Origin of the sequence: Streptomyces africanus (assembly GCF_030816955.1) — a bacterium.
Taxonomy (GTDB): Bacteria; Actinomycetota; Actinomycetes; order Streptomycetales; family Streptomycetaceae; genus Streptomyces; species Streptomyces africanus.
In genome coordinates this window covers 5,384,299-5,403,196 of the sequence record NZ_JAUSYP010000001.1, presented here as the reverse complement: position 1 = coordinate 5,403,196, position 18,898 = coordinate 5,384,299, and the positions used below count along the sequence as shown (strand labels likewise).

Genomic DNA, 18,898 nt, shown 5'->3' with positions numbered 1-18,898 from the left:
CGCCCTCGCTCCGCCCTTCGTTGGCGGGGCGGGGGTGGTCCTCGATTTTCGGGGGAGGGGACGGATCCGTGCACAGCGCGTCCGGACAGCAGCCGCACGCGGTGCCCGTACCGCAGGGCTACCGCGTAGGCCACTGGGAGGTGCGGGAGCCTCTCGGGTCCGGTGCCTTCGCGACCGTGTATGCAGGCCGGCCGACCGGCGAGGCGGATCCGGCCCTGCCCCGCCGGGCCGCCCTGAAGTTCCTGCCGACCGGCACCCGCACCCCACGCCAGCTGCGCCATCTACGCGAACTGGCCGAGCGTGAGGTCGAGTTGCTGTGCCGGCTGCGCGCGCCCCGCCTCATCCGCTTGCACGAAACGCTGACCGTCGACGACCCGGACCACCCGGAGCTGGACGGCGCCACCGTCATCGTCCTGGAACGGGCCGAGTCCTCCCTGGACGCCGTACTGGCACACGACCCGACACCCGAGTCCGGCCCGGCCCTGCTGGCCCAGATCTGCGAGGGCCTGCACCAGCTGCATCACGCGGGCTGGATCCACGGCGACCTGAAGCCGGCCAACGTCCTGCTCATGAAAGACGATTCGGTACGGCTCGCCGACTTCAACATGGCAGCCGAACTGGAAGGCACCCACGCCTACGCACCCGCCTTCGCCACACCCGACTACACCCCGCCCGAGCTGCTCTGGCCCGAGGTCGACGAACGCGGCACGCGCATCCGCCCGACCGCCGACATCTGGGCCTTCGGTGTCCTCGCCCATGTCGTCCTGACCGGAGACTTTCCGCTGCCGGGCGGGACGACCGAGGGCCGCATCGACGCGGCGACGCGTTACGCACGCGGCACGGACGAACTGCGCCTGTCCCCTGAACTACCCGAGGCCTGGCGGGAGATCATCACCGACTGTCTCGCCCGCACACACGCCGAGCGCACCACCGCGGCGGCGCTGCTGCCCCGCGTCACGAAGGCCGCGGGCGTCGCCACACCGGCCCGACTGCCCCGACTGCGCCCCCGCTTCTGGCAGCGACGCCCCGTACTCACGGCGACGCTCACGCTGGCCCTGCTCATCACGACGACGTCGACGGTCTCGGCCTACCGTCATGTGACCACGGACGATGGAACGCCGGTGTACGCGGCCCTGCCCAGAGAGCTGGCGTTCCCCACCAATGCGCGCGGCGAGGTGGTCTACGGCTACCACCGCTGCCCGGAGGACAGTGTCTGCTTCTTCAGCGAGCACAACGGCAACGGCGACATGTGCGTCTGGCAGGGCGACGACCCGGACTGGCAGTCGGGCAAGGACACCTGCACCTGGGCCGCCGACGCCCCGGTGCGTTCGATCTTCAACAACATCGACGACAGCCATGAGGAGAGTGCCGTCGCCTACTTCCGGGGCACCGACTTCTCCCCCGCGGACGCGGACCGCCGCCGCCTGGCGCAGCGCACCGGGTGCAGCGCGGTGAACAGCATGGGCAACCTGGCGGGCACGTATGCGCCGCGCTCTCACCGGCTGATCGACAGTTGCTCGTCGTTCACGGCGGTGGTGGATGTTCTGACGCCGTGGTGAGGGGCGGGCTACAGGGACTTGATGAAGAGGGCCCAGGCTCGGGTGGGGAACATCAGCGCGGGGCCCTCTGGGTTTTTGGAATCGCGGACGGGGACGGTGCCGGGGAAGTTGTCGGCTACTTCGAGGCACTCGCCGCCGGTTCCGTTGCTGTAGCTGCTCTTGCGCCACTGGAGAGGGCTCAGCTCGGCGACCTCGACGCAGTCACCGCCGGTCCCGTTGCTGTAGCAGCTCTTGCGCCACTGCACGGAGCTCAGGTCGATGTTGCTGTTCGGCTTCATTCCGGTAATCCTCTGCTGCTGCCTCGATCATGGCCAGGGACGCCTCCGGTGGCAGTGCGGCGGCCCTGAGCAGATCGTACGACTCGCGGTACTCCATCACGAGGGCCGGATAGTCGATGACTTGGCTGCTGTGCAGAGCTTCGGTGTACACCAGCGGCGGAGCGTCGAGGAAAGTCATGATCCGGGTCATCCCCGTCATGAACGGATGAGCCGCCGCGGTTGCCGGGACGATCTGCGCAATGGACCGCGTGCTCCTGACCACCTCCACAATGTGACCCAGGAGCTCGGCCATCCCTGCGGGCGTCAGCACTCGCCGCCGGATGACCGACTCGTCGAGCACCGCCCAGAACTTCGGGGGCGCCTCGCTCTCGAAAAGCTTTGCCCGGTCCAGGCGGGCGCTCACGATCGCCGACACCTCGGTGTCCGAGGCTCGTGGCATCGCCGACCGCGTGATCGCCGTTGCATAGGCCCTGGTCTGCAACAGCCCGGGCACAAACGTGGGAGCCCAGTCCTCGATGGTCCGCGCCTGCTGTTCCATCTCCGCGACGTCCGCGAAGTACTCGGCGATGCCCACCCGCCGCGCCTTGGCCGCGTCTTCACATCGCCGTTGGAAAAAGCCGTCCGACCCTAGCCGCTTGTCCACATGCAGGGCCAGGTCCATCGGCATCCCGCGCTCGCCACGCTCGATCTGGCTGAGGAACGAGATCCCCCGGAAGCTGCCCTCGGCCAACTGCTCCAACGTCAGCCCCGCTTGCTCCCTCCGATAGCGCAACTCGGCGCCGTAGAAGCACGGAACACTCGTCGACGCGTCAGGGTCCTTCTTCGCGGGCACAACCCACCACCGCCGTTTCACTTGTTGCATGCGCACCCGAAACCCCTTTCACGGTACGCAACTCGACGCCAGTCTGTAAGCGATTCGTCACAGAACGCACATGGAGGCGTCCCGGCATGCACCCCCACCCCCACGCACACCACGAGACCGACACCTGCGTCGAAGACCCCCGCACCGCCCTGGCGGAGAACGGCATCACACTCCCCTCGCTCGGCGTCGACCTGCCGACCTTCGCCGGCACACTCCCCCCGCGGCCCCTCATCGCACTCGGCAACTGCAACCAGGCCACCGCCCGCGCGCTGATCAGCGCCCTGCGCAGGGCGGCGGCCAGGTGAAGCCCCTCGTACTCCACCTGCTCGCGCTCCCCAAGGCCGTACCCGAGGTGCGGCACGCCGTACGCGAGTACCTGGGCGCACCCTGCCCCGAAGTCCAGCTCTGTGTCAGCGAGTTGCTGACGAACGTGGTCGACCACGTCGGCGAGGCCACCCCGGTGACCGTCCGCCTGTTCCTCACCCCTGACGGCCGCACCCGCCTGGAGGTCACCGACTCCGACCCGCACGCGTGGCTCATCGCGCGCCATCCCGGCGAGGACGACGAGACCGGGCGCGGCCTCCTGCTGCTCGACGCGGTGACCCGGCGCTGGGGCGTGTGGCTGACGCCGGCCGGCAAGACGGTGTGGTGCGAGGTCAGCCGGCCGCCCGAGTCGCCGCCCGGAGGACGGACGCCCCCGTCGGTGTGAGGGTGTGCAGCACGGACTGGCCGTGCCGGACGCTGATGAGGAGTCCCGCGTCGCGCAGCGCGGTGGCGTCCGTCCGGGGTGTGCGGCTCGTGGAGGAGCGTGTACCAGAGCACGGGCGGCAGTTCGGAGTCGGCCATGGCGACCTCCTCCCGCAGCCGCTGCCGTGCCGTGCGGTACCTCCCCCGTGAGCCGAGCTTTTGCTCTGCGGCGCAACAGCATCGGTCGGGTGCCGTCGGCCGGGTGATCGTAGGTCGCAGCGAAGCAGGCAGCGATGAACGGGGGCTCAACGGGCATGAGACACCTATTTGGTTCCGCCCGCACGCATGTCGTCGGACCCTGAAACGTTCGAGGTACCGCTCACCCCCTCAACCGTGGTCCATTGAGCACGAACACCTACGGGAGGAATCATGATGGGAAGCCGTATGTCGCTTCGTGCCCGGGCCGCCCTCGCCACGGGGGCCCTCACGTCGACGCTGCTGGCGGGAGCGGTCGTCGCCGCGCCGACCGCCTCGTCGGCGTCGTATCCGACGTGCAACGCCCAGAAGATGGTGTCCACCTCCGGGGGGCGCTTCACCTATCACCCCTACTACAAGGCTACGGGGTCCCGGAACTGTGTGATGGGCCGCGGGGCTCAGTCGGACGGCGTGTTCCCGCTCCAGCACGCCATCGAGTACTGCTACAAGCGGGACATCGCGTTCGACGGGATCTACGGCCCTCAGACCGAGGACGGAGTGTGGGCCATACAGCGCGCCGAAGACGTGGGCAGGGACGGCGTGTACGGGCCGGAGACCCGCAAAGCCATGAAGTGGCCCATCTATCAGGGGGGCGTCGGACACGTGGGCTGCTCGGAGCTGGGTGTCTGACGTACGCCGGCACGAAGGGACGAAGACCTTGCGCACTCTCAGCGCTCTGCGTACCAAGGCGGGCGTCTCCGCCGGCGTGGTCCTGCTGGCCGGGCTGGGCGCGGCCGGTATCACCGCCACCCCCGCCACCGCTGCCACCTACTGGTGCAACAAGACGCTGGGCCGCTTCATCAACGCGGACGGGCACCAGCTGACCGACATCCCCGCCTACAGCAACACCGACAACTGCATCACGGGGAAGGGCGCCACCGGTTCCCATGTGAAGGCGATCCAGAACGCGCTGCGCCACTGTCACGGCCGGAGCAAGGTGACGGTCGACGGCGTCTTCGGGACGATCACCGAGCAGGAGCTCAAGATCGTGCAGGCGAAGCTGGGCGGCCTCGACGACGACGGTGTGTACGGCCCGAAGACCCGCGACAAGCTCCGCTGGCTCGCCACGACCGGCAACTGCGGAACCGTCAACTGACGATCACCGAGAAACGGGGAAACGCATGAAGAGGCTCCGCAGGCCGCGCGTCACGACAGGAGCCGTAGCCAGTCTGTTGCTGCTGTCGGGGCTCGGCCTCGGTGTCGCCACGGCGACACCGGCCGCCGCGTACGCGGGCTACTGCAACAGCGGCTACGCGACGAAGACCAAGACGCTCTCCGGCTCCACCTACACGGCCTACCTTCCCGGCTACAACCGCAACGCGGACTGCCTGATGGACAGGGGCGCGCAGAGCAGCTCCGTCGCGATGCTCCAGCGTTCGCTGAACGTGTGCTACGGCTCTCGCCTGGACTTCAGCCTGGCCGAGGACGGGATCTTCGGCTCTGCCACTGAGCGGGCCCTCCAGGCTGCCCAGCGCGACGAGGACATCGAGGACGACGGTGTCTACGGCAAGGACAGCCGCACCAACCTGCTGTGGGAGTTCACCCGCGGCGGCTCCTACAAGTGCGTCCGACTCTGAGATCGACGAGGAGAAACTCATGACCATCCGCAAGCGGTTCGTCGCTGTGGCCCTGGCCGGCGCGGTCGTCGGCAGCGGCATGATCACCACCGCGGCCGGTGCGGCCACGCGTGGAGAGGTTGTGGCCCAGTCCTGCTACGGGGATGCCAACACCTACACCAAGGACACGGGCACCAACTGGTACCCCAACTACCCGAACTTCCACCGCCTCATCACGACCAGCAGCTGCGCCGACATCAACATCAAGACCAACACCGACCGCTACGTCAAGGTCTGCTTCCTGCCGCGCGACGGTGGACGGGACTGCCAGGACAACTACAAGCTCGCCAAGAAGGGGACCTGGACGGTGATCGCCACGGACGTCAAGGACAACACCTCCTTCCAGTTCTACTTCAGGAGCGACGCGAAATCGACGGGCTCCTACGCGGCCTGAGTTCCCGTCCGTCCCATGACCCCGTGCCGCCCTTGGGGGGAGTCGGCACGGCTGCCGGAGGCGGCCGCCATCAGGGGTGTGCGGTCGATTCCGTATGCGCGGCCGCGGTGAGCGTCACGTTTCCCTCGCTCACCGCGGCCGTCCCGGCAGGTTCTCGGCGCCTTCGAGTCACTCCCGCGCTCGCACCCGATAGCCTCGCACCCATCGTCGTGACACAAGCGACCGTTGGGAAGAACAGCTCTCGGGGGATCGATGACAGACACTGACGCCGTGCTGCGGCAGGCCGGTGCGCAACCGCTGCGGCCGAGTGATCCGGGGCGCATCGGGCCGTACGCCCCGCTCGGCATCCTCGGCAGCGGCGGCATGGGCCGCGTCTACCTCGCCCGCCCCGTCGACGGCACCCCCGGCCTCGCCGCTGTGAAGGTGATCCGCCCCGAGTACGCCGAGGACCCCCGCTTCCGTCGCCGTTTCGAACGGGAGGCGTCCCTGCACGCCCGGGTGCGTTCGGCGCAGGCGCCACAGCTGCTCGGTACCGGGTTCGACGACTCGCTGCTGTGGATGGCGACACAGCATCTGCCCGGCCTCAACCTCGCCGACGCCGTCCGCGAGTGCGGCCCGCTCGACGTCGCCGGGGTGTGGCGGCTGGTCGGTGATCTCGGGCAGGCTCTGGCAGCGCTGGCCGCCGCCGGTGTGGTGCACCGGGATCTCAAGCCGTCCAACGTGATCCTCTCCCAGCAGGGCGCGCACATCATCGACTTCGGTATCGCGCGGGCCACCGACAGCAGCGTGATCACCTCGACCGGGAACCGGGTCGGCACGCCCGCGTTCATGGCGCCCGAGTATCTGCGCGAAGGCCACTGCGACACCGCCTCCGACGTCTTCTCCCTCGCGGGAAGCCTGATCTACGCGGCCACGGGGCGCGCTCCTTTCGGTGACGGGACGGGCGTCGACGTGATGCACCGTGTCGCGTTCGAGGAGCCCAAGGCCGAGATCATGGCCGGACTGGCGGCCCGGGACGCCGGACTGGCCGCAGTGCTTGCCGCCTGCCTCTCCAAGGATCCCGCCGGCCGTCCCACGCCTCGGCAACTGACCGAGGCCGCCGAGGCCGCCGGGGACCCCCACGCCGCCTCCTGGCACGAGCCGCTGGACGGCCGGCTGCTCGTCCGACAGCAGGCCTGCGACGTACTGGAACGTTTCACCTTACCGAAGGCCCCTCACGAGACCGTCCAGTTACGTGGGCCGGCGGCCCAGGGCACAGCAACTCCAGCCCCTGCCCCTGACCCTGGTCCTGGTCCTGGTCCTGGTCCTGGTCCTGGTCCTGGTCCTGGCCCCGAGCAGAGTCCCACGAGGGACAGCGGCGGTGGGCGCACGAAGCGGAAGGTGTACCTCGCCGTCGCCGCCGGTCTCACCGTGTGCGCCGTTGTTGCAGGAACCTTCTTCCTCTCCCGTCCGTCCGTCGGCGACACCGCCTCGACAGTGCCGACAGCGGTCGCCACCAGCACCGGCGACGACGCCCGGACCGTCCCTCCGCCCGGTTCGTCCGTATCACCCTCCGGCGCCCAGGAGAAGGAAGCCGGCAAGGAGGAGAAGCAAGGCGCGTCGGGGGCGCGGGCGGACGAGGCGTCAACTGACCCGAGGACAGACGGGGGCGAAACCCGAGCCGAACCCACCGGCGAGACCTCCGGCGCCCCGGACGGCGGCGAAGACGGCGGGGGCGGTGACGGAGGCGGCCCGACCGCCGCACCCACCAAGACGGCTACCGCGCCCGGCGCCCCTCCCTGGATCTCCCGGTGCACGTATTACTCCGGCACCGAGCTCACCGTCCGCGGTGACAAGGGGCAGCGCGTGGTCCAGGTGCAGTGCATGCTCACCCAGCGTGGCTTCAAGGTCGGCGACGCGGGCGTGGACGGGCAGTTCGGCGGCGCCACGCAAGCCGCCGTCAAGAAGTTCCAGAGGGCCAAGGGCCTCTCCGCGGACGGCCAGGTGCGACCCGACACCTGGGCGGCGCTGCGCAGTTCGACGTAGTCGACGTAGGCAGGGGGCCGGTTCAGTCCGGCTCGTATTCCCAGCGGAAGACGAAGGGCGTTCCCAACGGTGCCCTGACGGTAGCCCTACCGCAACGCGGACGCGACGGGCCCGCCGGCTGACAACCGGCAGGCCCGTCCATGTCATTGCGACGCGGCTCAGTGGAAGAAGTGCCGCGTCCCCGTGAAGTACATCGTGACGCCGGCCTTCTGCGCGGCCTCCACGACCAGTTCGTCACGGACGGAGCCGCCGGGCTGGACCACGGCCTTCACACCGGCCTCGGTGAGGATCTCCAGGCCGTCCGGGAAGGGGAAGAACGCGTCGGAGGCCGCGTAGGAGCCCTGCGCACGCTCGGCGCCCGCCCGCTCCACCGCCAGCTTCGCGGAGTCGACGCGGTTGACCTGGCCCATGCCGACACCGACCGAGGCTCCGTCCTTGGCGAGCAGGATCGCGTTGGACTTGACGGCCCGGCAGGCCTTCCAGGCGAAGGCCAGCTCGGCCAGTTCCTCGGCGCTCAGCGCCTCGCCGGTCGCCAGCGTCCAGTTGGCCGGGTCGTCGCCGTCGGCCTGGAGCCGGTCGGTCACCTGGAGCAGCGCGCCGCCGTCGATCGGCTTGACCTCGACCGGGGCGGAGGGCCCGTCGGGGCAGCGCAGCACGCGGATGTTCTTCTTCTTGGTGAGGGCCTCCAGGGCGCCGTCCTCGTAGTCCGGCGCGACGATGACCTCGGTGAAGATCTCCGCGACCTGCTCGGCCATCTCCTTGCTGACCGGGCGGTTGACCGCGATCACGCCGCCGAACGCCGACAGCGGGTCACAGGCGTGCGCCTTGCGGTGCGCCTCGGCGACGTCCGCGCCCACCGCGATACCGCAGGGGTTGGCGTGCTTGATGATCGCGACGCAGGGCTCGGCGTGGTCGTACGCGGCACGGCGGGCGGCGTCCGTGTCCGTGTAGTTGTTGTACGACATCTCCTTGCCGTGCAGCTGCTCGGCCTCGGCGAGGCCGCCGGTGCCGGAGACGTACAGGGCGGCGGGCTGGTGCGGGTTCTCGCCGTAGCGCAGGGTGTGCTCGCGCTCCCAGGTGGCGCCGAGGAAGTCGGGGAACTGCGACTCGTCGACGGGCGCGTAGGAGGAGGCGAACCAGGAGGCGACGGCGACGTCGTAGGCGGCCGTGTGCTGGAAGGCCTCGGCGGCGAGCCGCTTGCGGGTGGCGAGGTCGAAGCCGCCACTCTGGACGGCCTTGAGCACATCGGCGTAGCGGGCCGGGCTGGTGACGACCGCGACGGACGGGTGGTTCTTGGCGGCGGCCCGGACCATCGACGGACCGCCGATGTCGATCTGCTCCACGCACTCGTCGGGCGAGGCACCGGAGGCGACGGTCTCGCGGAACGGGTACAGGTTGACGACGACGAGGTCGAACGGCTCGACACCCAGCTCGGCGAGCTGCCGCCGGTGGTCCTCCAGGCGCAGGTCGGCGAGGATGCCGGCGTGCACGCGCGGGTGCAGCGTCTTGACGCGGCCGTCCAGGCACTCGGGGAAGCCGGTGAGCTCCTCGACCTTGGTGACGGGGACGCCGGCAGCGGCGATCTTCGCAGCGGTGGAGCCGGTGGAGACGAGCTCGACCCCGGCCTCGTGGAGCCCGCGCGCGAGCTCCTCCAGCCCGGTCTTGTCGTAGACGCTGACGAGCGCCCGGCGAAGGGGCCGCTTGTTGCTCTCGGCGGTCACTGGATAACTACCTTTCGTCCCTCAATGCGATAGCCGTTGCGGGCGAGCCGCCCCACGACCTCGACGAGCAGCCTTCGCTCGACTTCCTTGATGCGCTCGTGCAGAGCGCTCTCGTCGTCCTCGTCCCGGACCTCGACCACGCCCTGGGCGATGATCGGGCCGGTGTCGACGCCGTCGTCGACGAAGTGGACGGTGCAGCCGGTGACCTTGGCGCCGTACGCGAGCGCGTCCCGCACGCCGTGGGCCCCCGGGAAACTGGGCAGCAGGGCCGGGTGCGTGTTGACGAACCGCCCGCCGAACCGGGCCAGGAACTCCTTGCCGACGATCTTCATGAACCCGGCGGAGACGACGAGGTCGGGCTCGAAGGCGGCGACGGCCTCGGCGAGGGCGGCGTCCCACTCCTCGCGGCTGCCGTAGTCCCTGACCTTGTGCACGAAGGTCGGCAGCCCGGCGCGCTCGGCGCGGGCCAGCCCCTCGATGCCCTCACGGTCGGCGCCGACGGCCACGATCTCGGCCCCGTACTCCTGCGCGCCGGCGGCGTCGATCTCGTCGAGCAGCGCCTGAAGGTTGGTACCGGATCCGGAGACCAGCACGACGAGGCGCTTGACGCGCGGGGCCACGGGCTTGGCGGCCACGGTAGGGGCCTTTCTCGGAGGGAGCGTCTGTCCAGGCGGCCGGCCTTGGCGTTTGTACATTCATACGAATGCTTCGGGCCCCCGGAGACGGGGAAGCCTACGAACCGGCCGACCGTCAGCAACGATACCGGCACACCGGACAGCCCCCACGGGACGGGGGCATGGCCGGCAGGTAGCGTCTGGGCGGAGCCGGTTCGGGAACGCCGTCCGGACGTGACGCGTTGAAGAGGTGGCGGGCCCGGGTCCGACACCGTTCGGTTCCGTCCGCCCCTACCTGCTCAGCAACTCGTTCCTACTCATCAACGGGAAGACGCTCACTTGATGCCGGACCGCAGCCTGCGACTCCTCACGTTCCCCCACCTGTCGGCGCAGGGAGGGGAGCGCGGCAGCGTGCTGCTGCGGGAGCGTCCCAGCTCACCGCCCGACGCGCCGTCGGACGGCGACCGCGGCGACGAGCGAGGGCGCGGGTCCCAGGAGGACAACCCCTTCGCCCCGCCGCCCGAGGGCACCCCGGACCGGCCCTGGCAGCCGCGGCGCCCGTCGGGCGACGACTCCCAGGACGACGGCGAGGACGACCGCGCGCCCTGGGGCAGGCAGTGGAGCGACCAGCAGCCCGGCCGCTCCTCCGACGGCTTCGGTGAACGCCCCCGCGGCGGCCCCGAGGGCCCGGGCGGCCCCCAGGGCGGCCCGAACCCGCGCTGGGACCCGACGGACCCCGCCCAGCGCCGTGCGCGCTATGCCCTGCTCTCCGGCATGTGGGCCTTCTTCTTCGCCCTCTTCAGCTGGCCGTACGTGGCGCTGCTGCTCGGCGCGCTCGCCCTCTACTGGGGCATCAGCGCCCTGCGCGCCAAGCCCCGCAGGCCCGACCCGGACGCCCCGGCCCCCGAGCAGCAGGGCCGCCCCCAGACGACGGCGGCGGTGAGCGGCCTGGTCACGGCGTCCCTGGCCATCGCCCTGGTCGCCGCGTCCTTCACGGCCCAGCTGGTCTACCGCGACTACTACACCTGCACGAACGACGCCCTCACGAACGAGGCGAAGCAGTCCTGCTCGGAGCTTCTGCCGAAGGAGCTGCGGGGCTTCCTGGGCACGAACGGCTGACGCGCGGGCCTGCCGCTTCAGGGAGTGTCCGGCTCGGGGGCGGGGGTCGGGAGTCGGGTCGGCGGGCAGGAAGTCGTACGGCTCGAATGGGGAGCCGTCGTGGTCGTCGTGGTCGTCGTGGTCTTGGCGGCCGTACGGGGTGTCGTGATCGAGGGGTGCGAAGGGGGCGTAGGAGGCGTCCGGAGCGGGGGGTGAGGTCCTCGGCTTCGCGGAGCCGGTGTTTCCCGTCCCACTGGCGGGCCCGGCGACACCGGCGGCCCCGGCGCGGCCCGCGCCCCCGGCGACTCCGGCGATCCCGGCGATTCCGGTGCGGGTGAACCAAGCCCGGGCAGGGCGCGAGTCCTTCCGTCGGCGCGTGCCCTGGTGGGTGCCGTCGGCCGGTTCTTCCCGTTGTCTGCCGATACTCGGGCCGTCCGTCCGGGGCGTCCGGCAGCGCCAGGCCCGTAGGGTCATCGCCGTCGGGACGGCCACCAGCACCAGCCACGCCAGTGTGGCCGTACCCACCTGCCACCACACCGGCCCGAACCGGGCCAGGACGGTGACCCCGAGCGGCCCGCCCGCCAGCGCGGCGAGCCCCGCGAGGACGGCCGCGCACAGCACGGCCGCGAGGGCGGCGGCACGGGCGGTGCGCCCCGGCGACCAGACGGCACCGCCCCCGCCGCCCGGCCGCGTCCCGCCGCGCTGCCCCGAATCCGCCTCCCGCGCCGCGACCCAGCCGACGACCACCCCGGTGGCCACCGGCACCGCCCCGGCCACCGCCCAGTGCACCCACCGCCCCTCCCCCGCCTCCGGCACCGCCGCCAGCAGCGGAAACGGCGGCAGGAACGGAGCCGGTGCGGAGGACAGCGGGCTGACGGCATGGCCGGCGCCGAGGGCGAAGCCGGGGCCGAGGGCGTAGGCGGCGCCCCACACCGCCGCGTTCGGCACCAGGGCCGCACACAGCAGCAGCACCGCGAACCGCCCCGACCACCCCTCCGTCAGCCGCAGCAAGGCCGCCTGGGCCGCCGCCCCGTGCCCCAGCAGCGACACCACGACCAGCAGTGCACCGCCCCCGAGGAGTACCGCCGTCCCGGCCGCCGCGGCCCGGGCGGCGACACCCGGGCGCCCGTCCGGCCCGAGCACCAGCGGCCGCGCCCCCGCCGGCAGCACTCCCAGCAGCCGCCGCAGCGGCCCGCCCGGACGGCCGTACGCCGACCACACGCCCGCCCCGGCCGCCACGACGGCGACCAGCGGCACGCACACCCCCGTCCACAGCCACGACGGCCGCAGCGCACCGCCCGCGGCGTACAGGGCGGCGGGCGCGGCTACGGCGAGGTAGCCGAGGACGACGCCCGTCCAGGCAGTCCGGGCGGACACCAGTGGCGGACCGGAGACCACCGCGAGGCCCTCGACAGCCGCGATGTCCGCGGCGAAGCCGTCGTCGGTGCCGTCGCCCCCGTCCCCCGCCCCGCCGTCCGTGGCGTCCCGCGCCGCCCGGTGCAGCAGCCACACCGGCAGCGCGAGCAGCAGCAGCGGCGGGACGCCCACGGGAGCCGGGACGCCGGCCAGCGTGTCGGTGCGGACCAGTTCGGCTCCGTGGGCCAGCAGCCACAGCGCCGCCGCCACGTGCAGCGCGCCGCCGGGCCCGCTGTCGGGGTACGGCGAGGTGATCCACAGCAGCATCACCAGCACGGCGAACGACGCGAGCCCGAGGCCCGCCGCGACCGCACCTCCCACGAGGGCGTCGCCCAGTCCGGGCGAACGGTCGCGCATCCGGGTGAGCAGGGGCGACGGCGGACGTCGGCGGGCGGTCATCTCGATCACGCCCGCCATGCTCCCAACGACACGCGCTTTCCCGTCGTAACAGGCGATCCATCGATGTGTCGCTCAATATACGTTTATGTACTTTTCTGTACGGAGGGGCCCCCTGTGACACAGAGCCCCGCCCTCCCGCTCCCGCCACCCAAGGAACGCCGACGCCTGCGCGAGGCCGCCTCGCTGACGCGGGCTCAACTGGCTTCCCGGGTGGGCGTCACCAGCGAGACGGTGCGCGGATGGGAGACCGGCCGCGCCACGCCGCGCGGACGGAAAGGGGAGAAGTACGCGAAGCTGCTGAACTCACTGGGCGAGGAGGCGGATGTGACAGCGCCTCATGCGGAGCGCGGCACGGCGGCCGCGAGTGATCGGACCCGCTCCTCGGCCACCGGACACAGCCGTACCGCCGGAAGCGTCCGGAGCCGCGGCCCCGCCGCCGGCCACCGCCATACCACGGTTGCCGACCACCGCCACACGACCACCGAGGTCGCCGCCGCCGATCGCGGCCATGCCAACGTCGGCGATCGCCGCCCCGGCCCGGCCCGGGCGACGGTCCCACGGCGGCCGGACGACGCGACCGCCGCCCTGACGCCCGAGCAGGCCTTCGACGCGCTGTACGCGTTCTGCGCGCCCGCGCTCGTCCGGCAGACCTACCTGCTGACCGGCCGCCGCGAGCTGGCCCGGGAGTCGGTCGAGCGAGCGTTTCACATCGCCTGGCAGCGCTGGCCCGAAGTGGCCCGCGACCGCGATCCGGCGGGCTGGGTGCGGGCGGTGGCCTACGACTGTGCCCTCTCTCCGTGGCACCGGCTCCGCCTCCGCCACCGGTACCCCGAGCCGCCTCCCCCCGACGCCTTCGACCGCGCGCTGCTGGACATCCTGCTGAAGCTGCCGCCCTCGTACCGCCGCACGCTGCTGCTGTACGACGGTGTCGGGCTCGGCCTGCCGGAGACGGCGGCGGAGACGGAGGCGAGCAGCCGCGCCGCCGCGAACCGTCTGGTGCACGCGCGGGAGGCGGTCGCCGAGCGGCTGCCGGAGCTGGCGGACCCGGAGGTGCTCCACTGGCGGCTGGTCGAGCTGGCCTCCGTCGAGCGGCTGCGGGCCGCGAAACCACTGGTCGTGCGCCGGGCCGGGGAGCGCCGGGCCCGTTTCTGGACCCGGGCCGCCATCGCCTTCACGATCGCCCTGATCGGGGCCACGGCCCTCACCGCCCGCACGGCCCCCACCCACTACGAGCCGCCGGTACCGCAGGGCGAGACCGTCCAGGACGTGCCGCCACCGGTCGCGCCCGGGCCGCTGTCGGAGTCGGAGCGGGAGCTGCGGGCGAAGCTGCGTGAGGAGGAGCAGCGGGGGCCGGTCCGGCTGATGCCGCAGCCGCGCTGACGCGTGTCTCAGGACATGGACCCTGTTCCATGAAAAGGCGGTGGGCCCGCCCCCGTGCGGGGAGCGGGCCCACCTATGACCTGTGCGCGGGGCTGGTCAGCCGGCGAGGATCGCGCGCGCCAGCTTCGCCGTCTCGGTCGGCGTCTTGCCGACCTTGACGCCGGCGGCCTCGAGGGCCTCCTTCTTCGCGGCGGCCGTGCCGGAGGAGCCGGACACGATGGCGCCGGCGTGGCCCATGGTCTTGCCCTCGGGCGCGGTGAAGCCCGCGACGTAGCCGACGACCGGCTTCTTCACGTTCTCCTTGATGAAGGCCGCGGCCCGCTCCTCGGCGTCGCCGCCGATCTCACCGATCATCACGATCAGGTCGGTGTCGGGGTCGGCCTCGAACGCGGCGAGCGCGTCGATGTGGGTCGTCCCGATGACCGGGTCGCCACCGATGCCGACGGCGGAGGAGAAGCCGATGTCCCGCAGCTCGTACATCATCTGGTACGTCAGCGTGCCGGACTTCGACACCAGGCCGATGCGGCCCGGCTTGGTGATGTCGCCCGGGATGATGCCGGCGTTCGACTGGCCCGGCGTGATGAGGCCGGGGCAGTTCGGGCCGATGATGCGGGTCTTGTTGCCCTTGGACACGGCGTAGGCGTAGAACGCGGCCGAGTCGTGGACCGCGATGCCCTCGGTGATGACGACCGCGAGCGGGATCTCGGCGTCGATGGCCTCGACGACGGCGGCCTTGGCGAACGCCGGCGGGACGAAGAGGACGGATACGTTCGCGCCCGTCTTCTCGATCGCCTCGGCGACCGTGCCGAAGACCGGGATCTCGTTGCCGTCGATGTCGACCGACGTGCCCGCCTTACGGGGGTTCACGCCACCGACGATGTTGGTGCCGTCGGCCAGCATGAGCTTGGTGTGCTTCATGCCCGTGGCACCGGTCATGCCCTGGACGATGACCTTGCTGTCCTTGTTGAGGAAGATAGCCATGGCTGTTTAGTCCCTCGTCCCTTACTTCGCAGCCGCGAGCTCGGCGGCCTTGTCGGCCGCGCCGTCCATGGTGTCCACGCGCTGCACCAGCGGGTGGTTGGCGTCGGAGAGGATCTTGCGACCCAGCTCGGCGTTGTTGCCGTCGAGACGGACAACGAGGGGCTTGGTGACGTCCTCGCCCTTGTCCTTGAGCAGCTGCAGCGCCTGCACGATGCCGTTGGCGACCTCGTCACAGGCGGTGATGCCACCGAAGACGTTGACGAAGACGGACTTGACGTCCGGGTCGCCGAGGATGATCTCCAGGCCGTTCGCCATGACGGCGGCGGAGGCGCCACCGCCGATGTCGAGGAAGTTGGCCGGCTTGACGCCGCCGTGTGCCTCACCGGCGTACGCGACGACGTCCAGGGTGCTCATGACGAGACCCGCGCCGTTGCCGATGATGCCGACCTCGCCGTCGAGCTTGACGTAATTGAGGTTCTTCTCCTTGGCGGCGGCCTCGAGCGGGTTGGCCGCCTCCTTGTCCTGGAGGGCCTCGTGCTCCGGCTGACGGAACTCGGCGTTCTCGTCCAGCGAGACCTTGCCGTCCAGGGCGATGACGTCACCGGAGGCGACCTTCGCCAGCGGGTTGACCTCGACCAGGAGGGCGTCCTCCTTGATGAAGGTGTCCCACAGCTTGACGAGGACGTTCACGACCTTGTCGGCGACCTCGGCCGGGAAGTTCGCGGCCTCGACGATCTCGCGGGCCTTCGCCTCGGTGACACCCTCGTTGGCGTCGATCGGCGTCTTGGCGACGGCCTCGGGGCGGGTGGCCGCCACCTCCTCGATCTCCATGCCGCCCTCGACGGACGCGATGGAGAGGAAGGTGCGGTTGGCACGGTCCAGGAGGAAGGAGACGTAGTACTCCTCCACGATCTCCGGGGCCGTCTCGGCGATCATCACCTTGTGGACCGTGTGGCCCTTGATGTCCATGCCGAGGATGTTGGTCGCGTGCTCGACCGCCTCGTCGGGGGTGGCGGCGAGCTTCACGCCACCGGCCTTGCCGCGGCCGCCGACCTTCACCTGGGCCTTGACGACGGACTTGCCACCGAGGCGCTCGGTGGCTGCGCGGGCCGCCTCAGGCGTGTCGATGACTTCACCGGCCAGCACCGGTACATCGTGCTTGGCGAAGAGGTCCCTCGCCTGGTACTCGAACAGGTCCACGCGCTTCCGTCCCTATCAGTGATCTCGCGGTTCGTTGTCTGCGTGGGCGTGCCGCGAGGGCAACGTGACGTCCGCCGTCTGTCACAAGGGAGGCGCACACGGTGTCCGAGCGCGCGGCATGTCCGTCTCGCAGGTTATCGCTGCTTGCGGGGGGCCTCTAAATCGAGGGTCACACCTGAGCGGTGATACCTGTCACATGATGCCGCGCTCTCTGGCACGGCGTGCCGGGCGTGAGGGGCCTCACCGGGCTGGGGTTGACCCGGTGAGGCCCGTCTGACATCCCCGGCTCTCCGGGGTGCGGGGTGGGTGGTCCCCACCCCAATGGGGACCACCCGACCCCATCCACGAGGTTCCGGCCCTCGGACGACCGACGGTTTTCGACCGCCCGGAGGCGATGCCTCGTGGAGTCGGTGGGGTGAGGGGCGCGGCACCGCAGAGTGGCGGTCCGCCGGTGCTAGCCGGGGAAGGGGATGTCCCGGTGACCGTTCCGGTTGCCTGCCGCGCGGGAGCGGGCCGCGACCCCGGGCAGGAGTCTCAGCGGGGCTCGATGGCTCAGGGTGAGGACGTAGGCGTCACCGTGGCGCGACGTGCCGCTGTCGGATGCGGACCGGTCGCCGAGCATGCCGTCAGGCCGGTCTGGGGCGGGCACGTGCCCACCTGGGCCGTGTCGGACGTGGTCGCGGGCATGTGTGGTCTGTGCGTCTGGTGTGGCCCGAGGCCGAGGAAGACGACAAGGACGGCTTTTTCGCCCGCATCTCTCCCCGCCCCCGCCTCACCGCCTCGCCGGTATCACGGACCACCCGCACCACCCGCTCCCCCACGGCCGCCCCATCGACACCCGCGTGGGAAGCGCTACCGACTCCGGACACGGAGCGAAGAGCCGGCGAGTCGGTCCGCCCGGCCGGGACGTCCGCGTCCGTCAGCCCCCGCACACCGTCCGCCGCCTGCGCCCGCTCTCCCCGCAGGAGCCCGATGACGTGCACCCCGCCCACCAGCAGCGCCACCCGGAGCGCACGCCACCCGGCCGCCGTGCGCAGCATGCGCACAGCGGCATGGGGCAGGGATGCCGACCAGATCAAGAGGGGGAGCTTCCTCCCGTGCTACGAACCAGCGCAGCGCGACGCACCGCCGAGCAGGCGCCGATCCTCGCACGGGAGTGCGGAGGTTAGGCAAGCCCTTGCTCGCTGACGGTCAGTCATATCCGTTTTGCTGGGCGAAAGTCGGACCATCGCGGCCCTCCACACGTCACGCCGCATCCGGTATCGGCAGCGGGCGCTTCTCGATCGCCGCCGCCATCACCTCCGGGAACAGGTCGGGCGTGCAGGCGAACGCCGGTGCCCCCAGCGCGGCGAGCGCTGCCGCGTGCTCCCGGTCGTACGCCGGTGCCCCCTCGTCGGAGAGCGCCAGCAGCGTCACGAACTGCACTCCCGAGGCCTTCATCGCCGCGACCCGCTTGAGCATCTCGTCCCGTATGCCTCCCTCGTAGAGGTCGCTGATCAGCACGACCACAGTCTCCGCGGGCCGGGTGATCTGCGACTGGCAGTAGGCGAGTGCCCGGTTGATGTCCGTGCCGCCGCCCAGCTGCGTCCCGAACAGGACGTCGACCGGGTCGTCGAGCTGGTCCGTGAGGTCGACGACCGCCGTGTCGAAGACGACGAGTCGCGTGGAGATCGTCCGCATCGAGGCGAGCACCGCTCCGAACACCGATGCGTACACGACCGATGCCGCCATGGATCCCGACTGGTCGATACAGAGGATGACCTCCTTCTTCGTGGTCTGGGACGCCCGCCCGTACCCGATGAGCCGCTCCGGCACGATCGTCCGGTACTCGGGCAGGTAGTGCTTGAGGTTGGCCGCGATCGTGCGGTTCCAGTCGATGTCGTGATGGCGGGGCCGGTTGATCCGGGCGCTGCGGTCGAGGGCGCCGGTGAGGGTGGCCCGGGTGCGCGTGGCGAGCCGCTTCTCCAGGTCCTCGACGACCTTGCGCACGACGGCCCGTGCCGTCTCCTTCGTCGTCTCGGGCATGGCCTTGTTGAGCGACAGCAGCGTGCCGACGAGGTGCACGTCGGCCTCCACCGCCTCCAGCATCTCCGGCTCCAGCAGGAGCGTGGCGAGACCGAGCCGGTCGATGGCGTCGCGCTGCATGACCTGGACGACGGAGGACGGGAAGTACGTCCGGATGTCCCCGAGCCAGCGCGCCACGGACGGCGCCGACGCCCCGAGCCCCGCCGAACGGTCCCGGCCCCCCTGCGGCTTCTCCCCCTTTCCGTAGAGCGCGGTCAGCGCTCCGTCCATCGCCGCGTCCCGCCCGGACAGTGCGCACCCGGTGCCGTCCGCCGCGTCGCCCCCGAGCACCAGCCGCCACCGCCGCAACCGCTCCTGCGCCGGGTCCGTCACCTCGGCCGTCATCCGT

18 protein-coding genes and 1 pseudogene are annotated in these 18,898 nt (G+C 71.2%); 10 read left to right on the top strand and 9 right to left on the bottom strand.

What is annotated here, in order from left to right:
• Window positions 1-68: 68 nt before the first annotated feature.
• Window positions 69-1,559 (top strand): serine/threonine-protein kinase, encoded by a 1,491-nt coding sequence (locus QF034_RS25195; RefSeq protein WP_307177063.1) that lies wholly within the window; start codon window positions 69-71, stop codon window positions 1,557-1,559.
• Between the two features lie 8 nt (window positions 1,560-1,567).
• On the opposite strand, the gene QF034_RS25190 is transcribed toward QF034_RS25195, so the two are convergent.
• Both QF034_RS25190 and QF034_RS25185 read right to left on the bottom strand, forming a co-directional pair.
• Window positions 1,568-1,837 carry a DUF397 domain-containing protein gene (locus QF034_RS25190; protein WP_307177062.1) on the bottom strand — a complete coding sequence of 90 codons (270 nt, stop codon included), beginning with the start codon at window positions 1,835-1,837 and terminating at the stop codon, window positions 1,568-1,570.
• The gene (locus tag QF034_RS25185) at window positions 1,761-2,669 is read right to left on the bottom strand and encodes a helix-turn-helix domain-containing protein (protein WP_306964577.1); all 909 of its coding nucleotides are present in this window, start codon (window positions 2,667-2,669) and stop codon (window positions 1,761-1,763) included. Before QF034_RS25185 ends, QF034_RS25190 begins: the two co-directional genes overlap by 77 nt.
• Before the next feature lie 116 nt (window positions 2,670-2,785).
• Between QF034_RS25185 and QF034_RS25180 the strand changes: the two genes are divergently transcribed.
• From QF034_RS25180 to QF034_RS25145, 7 genes are all read left to right on the top strand, one after another.
• A complete protein-coding gene (locus tag QF034_RS25180) occupies window positions 2,786-3,004 on the top strand; it encodes a hypothetical protein (protein ID WP_306964579.1) in 219 nt (72 codons plus the stop codon).
• On the top strand, window positions 3,001-3,408 hold the full coding sequence (locus QF034_RS25175; RefSeq protein WP_307177061.1) for an ATP-binding protein: 408 nt from the start codon (window positions 3,001-3,003) through the stop codon (window positions 3,406-3,408). Before QF034_RS25180 ends, QF034_RS25175 begins: the two co-directional genes overlap by 4 nt.
• A 422-nt stretch (window positions 3,409-3,830) precedes the next feature.
• Window positions 3,831-4,271, top strand: coding sequence for a peptidoglycan-binding domain-containing protein (locus QF034_RS25165; protein ID WP_306964583.1), 441 nt, complete (start codon window positions 3,831-3,833; stop codon window positions 4,269-4,271).
• 28 nt (window positions 4,272-4,299) lie between these two features.
• A complete protein-coding gene (locus QF034_RS25160) occupies window positions 4,300-4,737 on the top strand; it encodes a peptidoglycan-binding domain-containing protein (RefSeq protein ID WP_307177060.1) in 438 nt (145 codons plus the stop codon).
• A 25-nt stretch (window positions 4,738-4,762) separates the two neighbouring features.
• A complete protein-coding gene (locus QF034_RS25155) occupies window positions 4,763-5,218 on the top strand; it encodes a peptidoglycan-binding domain-containing protein (RefSeq protein WP_306964586.1) in 456 nt (151 codons plus the stop codon).
• Between the two features lie 19 nt (window positions 5,219-5,237).
• Window positions 5,238-5,651 (top strand): hypothetical protein, encoded by a 414-nt coding sequence (locus QF034_RS25150; protein WP_306964588.1) that lies wholly within the window; start codon window positions 5,238-5,240, stop codon window positions 5,649-5,651.
• A 252-nt stretch (window positions 5,652-5,903) separates the two neighbouring features.
• Window positions 5,904-7,676, top strand: a complete 1,773-nt coding sequence (locus QF034_RS25145) for a serine/threonine-protein kinase (RefSeq protein WP_307177059.1) — start codon at window positions 5,904-5,906, stop codon at window positions 7,674-7,676.
• A gap of 158 nt (window positions 7,677-7,834) precedes the next feature.
• On the opposite strand, the gene purH is transcribed toward QF034_RS25145, so the two are convergent.
• Window positions 7,835-9,397 (bottom strand): bifunctional phosphoribosylaminoimidazolecarboxamide formyltransferase/IMP cyclohydrolase, encoded by a 1,563-nt coding sequence (purH, locus tag QF034_RS25140; RefSeq protein ID WP_307177058.1) that lies wholly within the window; start codon window positions 9,395-9,397, stop codon window positions 7,835-7,837.
• Complete coding sequence (gene purN, locus QF034_RS25135) at window positions 9,394-10,032, bottom strand: phosphoribosylglycinamide formyltransferase (RefSeq protein WP_307177057.1); 639 nt, start codon at window positions 10,030-10,032, stop codon at window positions 9,394-9,396. The genes purH and purN overlap by 4 nt, the downstream gene beginning before the upstream one ends.
• A gap of 321 nt (window positions 10,033-10,353) precedes the next feature.
• Here purN and QF034_RS25130 point away from each other — a divergent pair, with 321 nt between their 5' ends.
• The gene (locus QF034_RS25130) at window positions 10,354-11,130 is read left to right on the top strand and encodes a hypothetical protein (RefSeq protein ID WP_307179967.1); all 777 of its coding nucleotides are present in this window, start codon (window positions 10,354-10,356) and stop codon (window positions 11,128-11,130) included.
• A 42-nt stretch (window positions 11,131-11,172) separates the two neighbouring features.
• Here the strand turns inward: QF034_RS25130 and QF034_RS25125 are convergent.
• A pseudogene (locus tag QF034_RS25125) lies at window positions 11,173-12,942 on the bottom strand (cell division protein PerM); the annotation flags it as partial.
• Window positions 12,943-13,038: 96 nt separating this feature from the next.
• Here QF034_RS25125 and QF034_RS25120 point away from each other — a divergent pair.
• On the top strand, window positions 13,039-14,304 hold the full coding sequence (locus QF034_RS25120) for a helix-turn-helix domain-containing protein (RefSeq protein ID WP_307177056.1): 1,266 nt from the start codon (window positions 13,039-13,041) through the stop codon (window positions 14,302-14,304).
• Between the two features lie 96 nt (window positions 14,305-14,400).
• Here QF034_RS25120 and sucD read toward each other — a convergent pair whose 3' ends face one another.
• From sucD to QF034_RS25100, 4 genes are all read right to left on the bottom strand, one after another.
• Window positions 14,401-15,285, bottom strand: coding sequence for a succinate--CoA ligase subunit alpha (gene sucD / locus QF034_RS25115; RefSeq protein ID WP_010036416.1), 885 nt, complete (start codon window positions 15,283-15,285; stop codon window positions 14,401-14,403).
• A 21-nt stretch (window positions 15,286-15,306) separates the two neighbouring features.
• Entirely contained in the window at window positions 15,307-16,485 is a 1,179-nt protein-coding gene (gene sucC, locus QF034_RS25110) for an ADP-forming succinate--CoA ligase subunit beta (RefSeq protein ID WP_307177055.1), read from the bottom strand.
• 454 nt (window positions 16,486-16,939) lie between these two features.
• The gene (locus QF034_RS25105) at window positions 16,940-17,134 is read right to left on the bottom strand and encodes a hypothetical protein (RefSeq protein ID WP_307177054.1); all 195 of its coding nucleotides are present in this window, start codon (window positions 17,132-17,134) and stop codon (window positions 16,940-16,942) included.
• Between the two features lie 596 nt (window positions 17,135-17,730).
• Window positions 17,731-18,894 carry a VWA domain-containing protein gene (locus tag QF034_RS25100; RefSeq protein ID WP_307177053.1) on the bottom strand — a complete coding sequence of 388 codons (1,164 nt, stop codon included), beginning with the start codon at window positions 18,892-18,894 and terminating at the stop codon, window positions 17,731-17,733.
• Window positions 18,895-18,898 lie beyond the last annotated feature (4 nt).

Bases quoted from the DNA above. Each gene is read 5' to 3' on its own strand.
- sucD (WP_010036416.1), bottom strand. From the start codon at position 15,285: ATGGCTATCTTCCTCAACAAGGACAGCAAGGTCATCGTCCAGGGCATG.
- QF034_RS25165 (WP_306964583.1), top strand. From the start codon at position 3,831: ATGTCGCTTCGTGCCCGGGCCGCCCTCGCCACGGGGGCCCTCACGTCG.
- QF034_RS25150 (WP_306964588.1), top strand. From the start codon at position 5,238: ATGACCATCCGCAAGCGGTTCGTCGCTGTGGCCCTGGCCGGCGCGGTC.
- QF034_RS25155 (WP_306964586.1), top strand. From the start codon at position 4,763: ATGAAGAGGCTCCGCAGGCCGCGCGTCACGACAGGAGCCGTAGCCAGT.
- QF034_RS25100 (WP_307177053.1), bottom strand. From the start codon at position 18,894: ATGACGGCCGAGGTGACGGACCCGGCGCAGGAGCGGTTGCGGCGGTGG.
- QF034_RS25130 (WP_307179967.1), top strand. From the start codon at position 10,354: ATGCCGGACCGCAGCCTGCGACTCCTCACGTTCCCCCACCTGTCGGCG.
- QF034_RS25180 (WP_306964579.1), top strand. From the start codon at position 2,786: ATGCACCCCCACCCCCACGCACACCACGAGACCGACACCTGCGTCGAA.
- QF034_RS25190 (WP_307177062.1), bottom strand. From the start codon at position 1,837: ATGAAGCCGAACAGCAACATCGACCTGAGCTCCGTGCAGTGGCGCAAG.
- QF034_RS25145 (WP_307177059.1), top strand. From the start codon at position 5,904: ATGACAGACACTGACGCCGTGCTGCGGCAGGCCGGTGCGCAACCGCTG.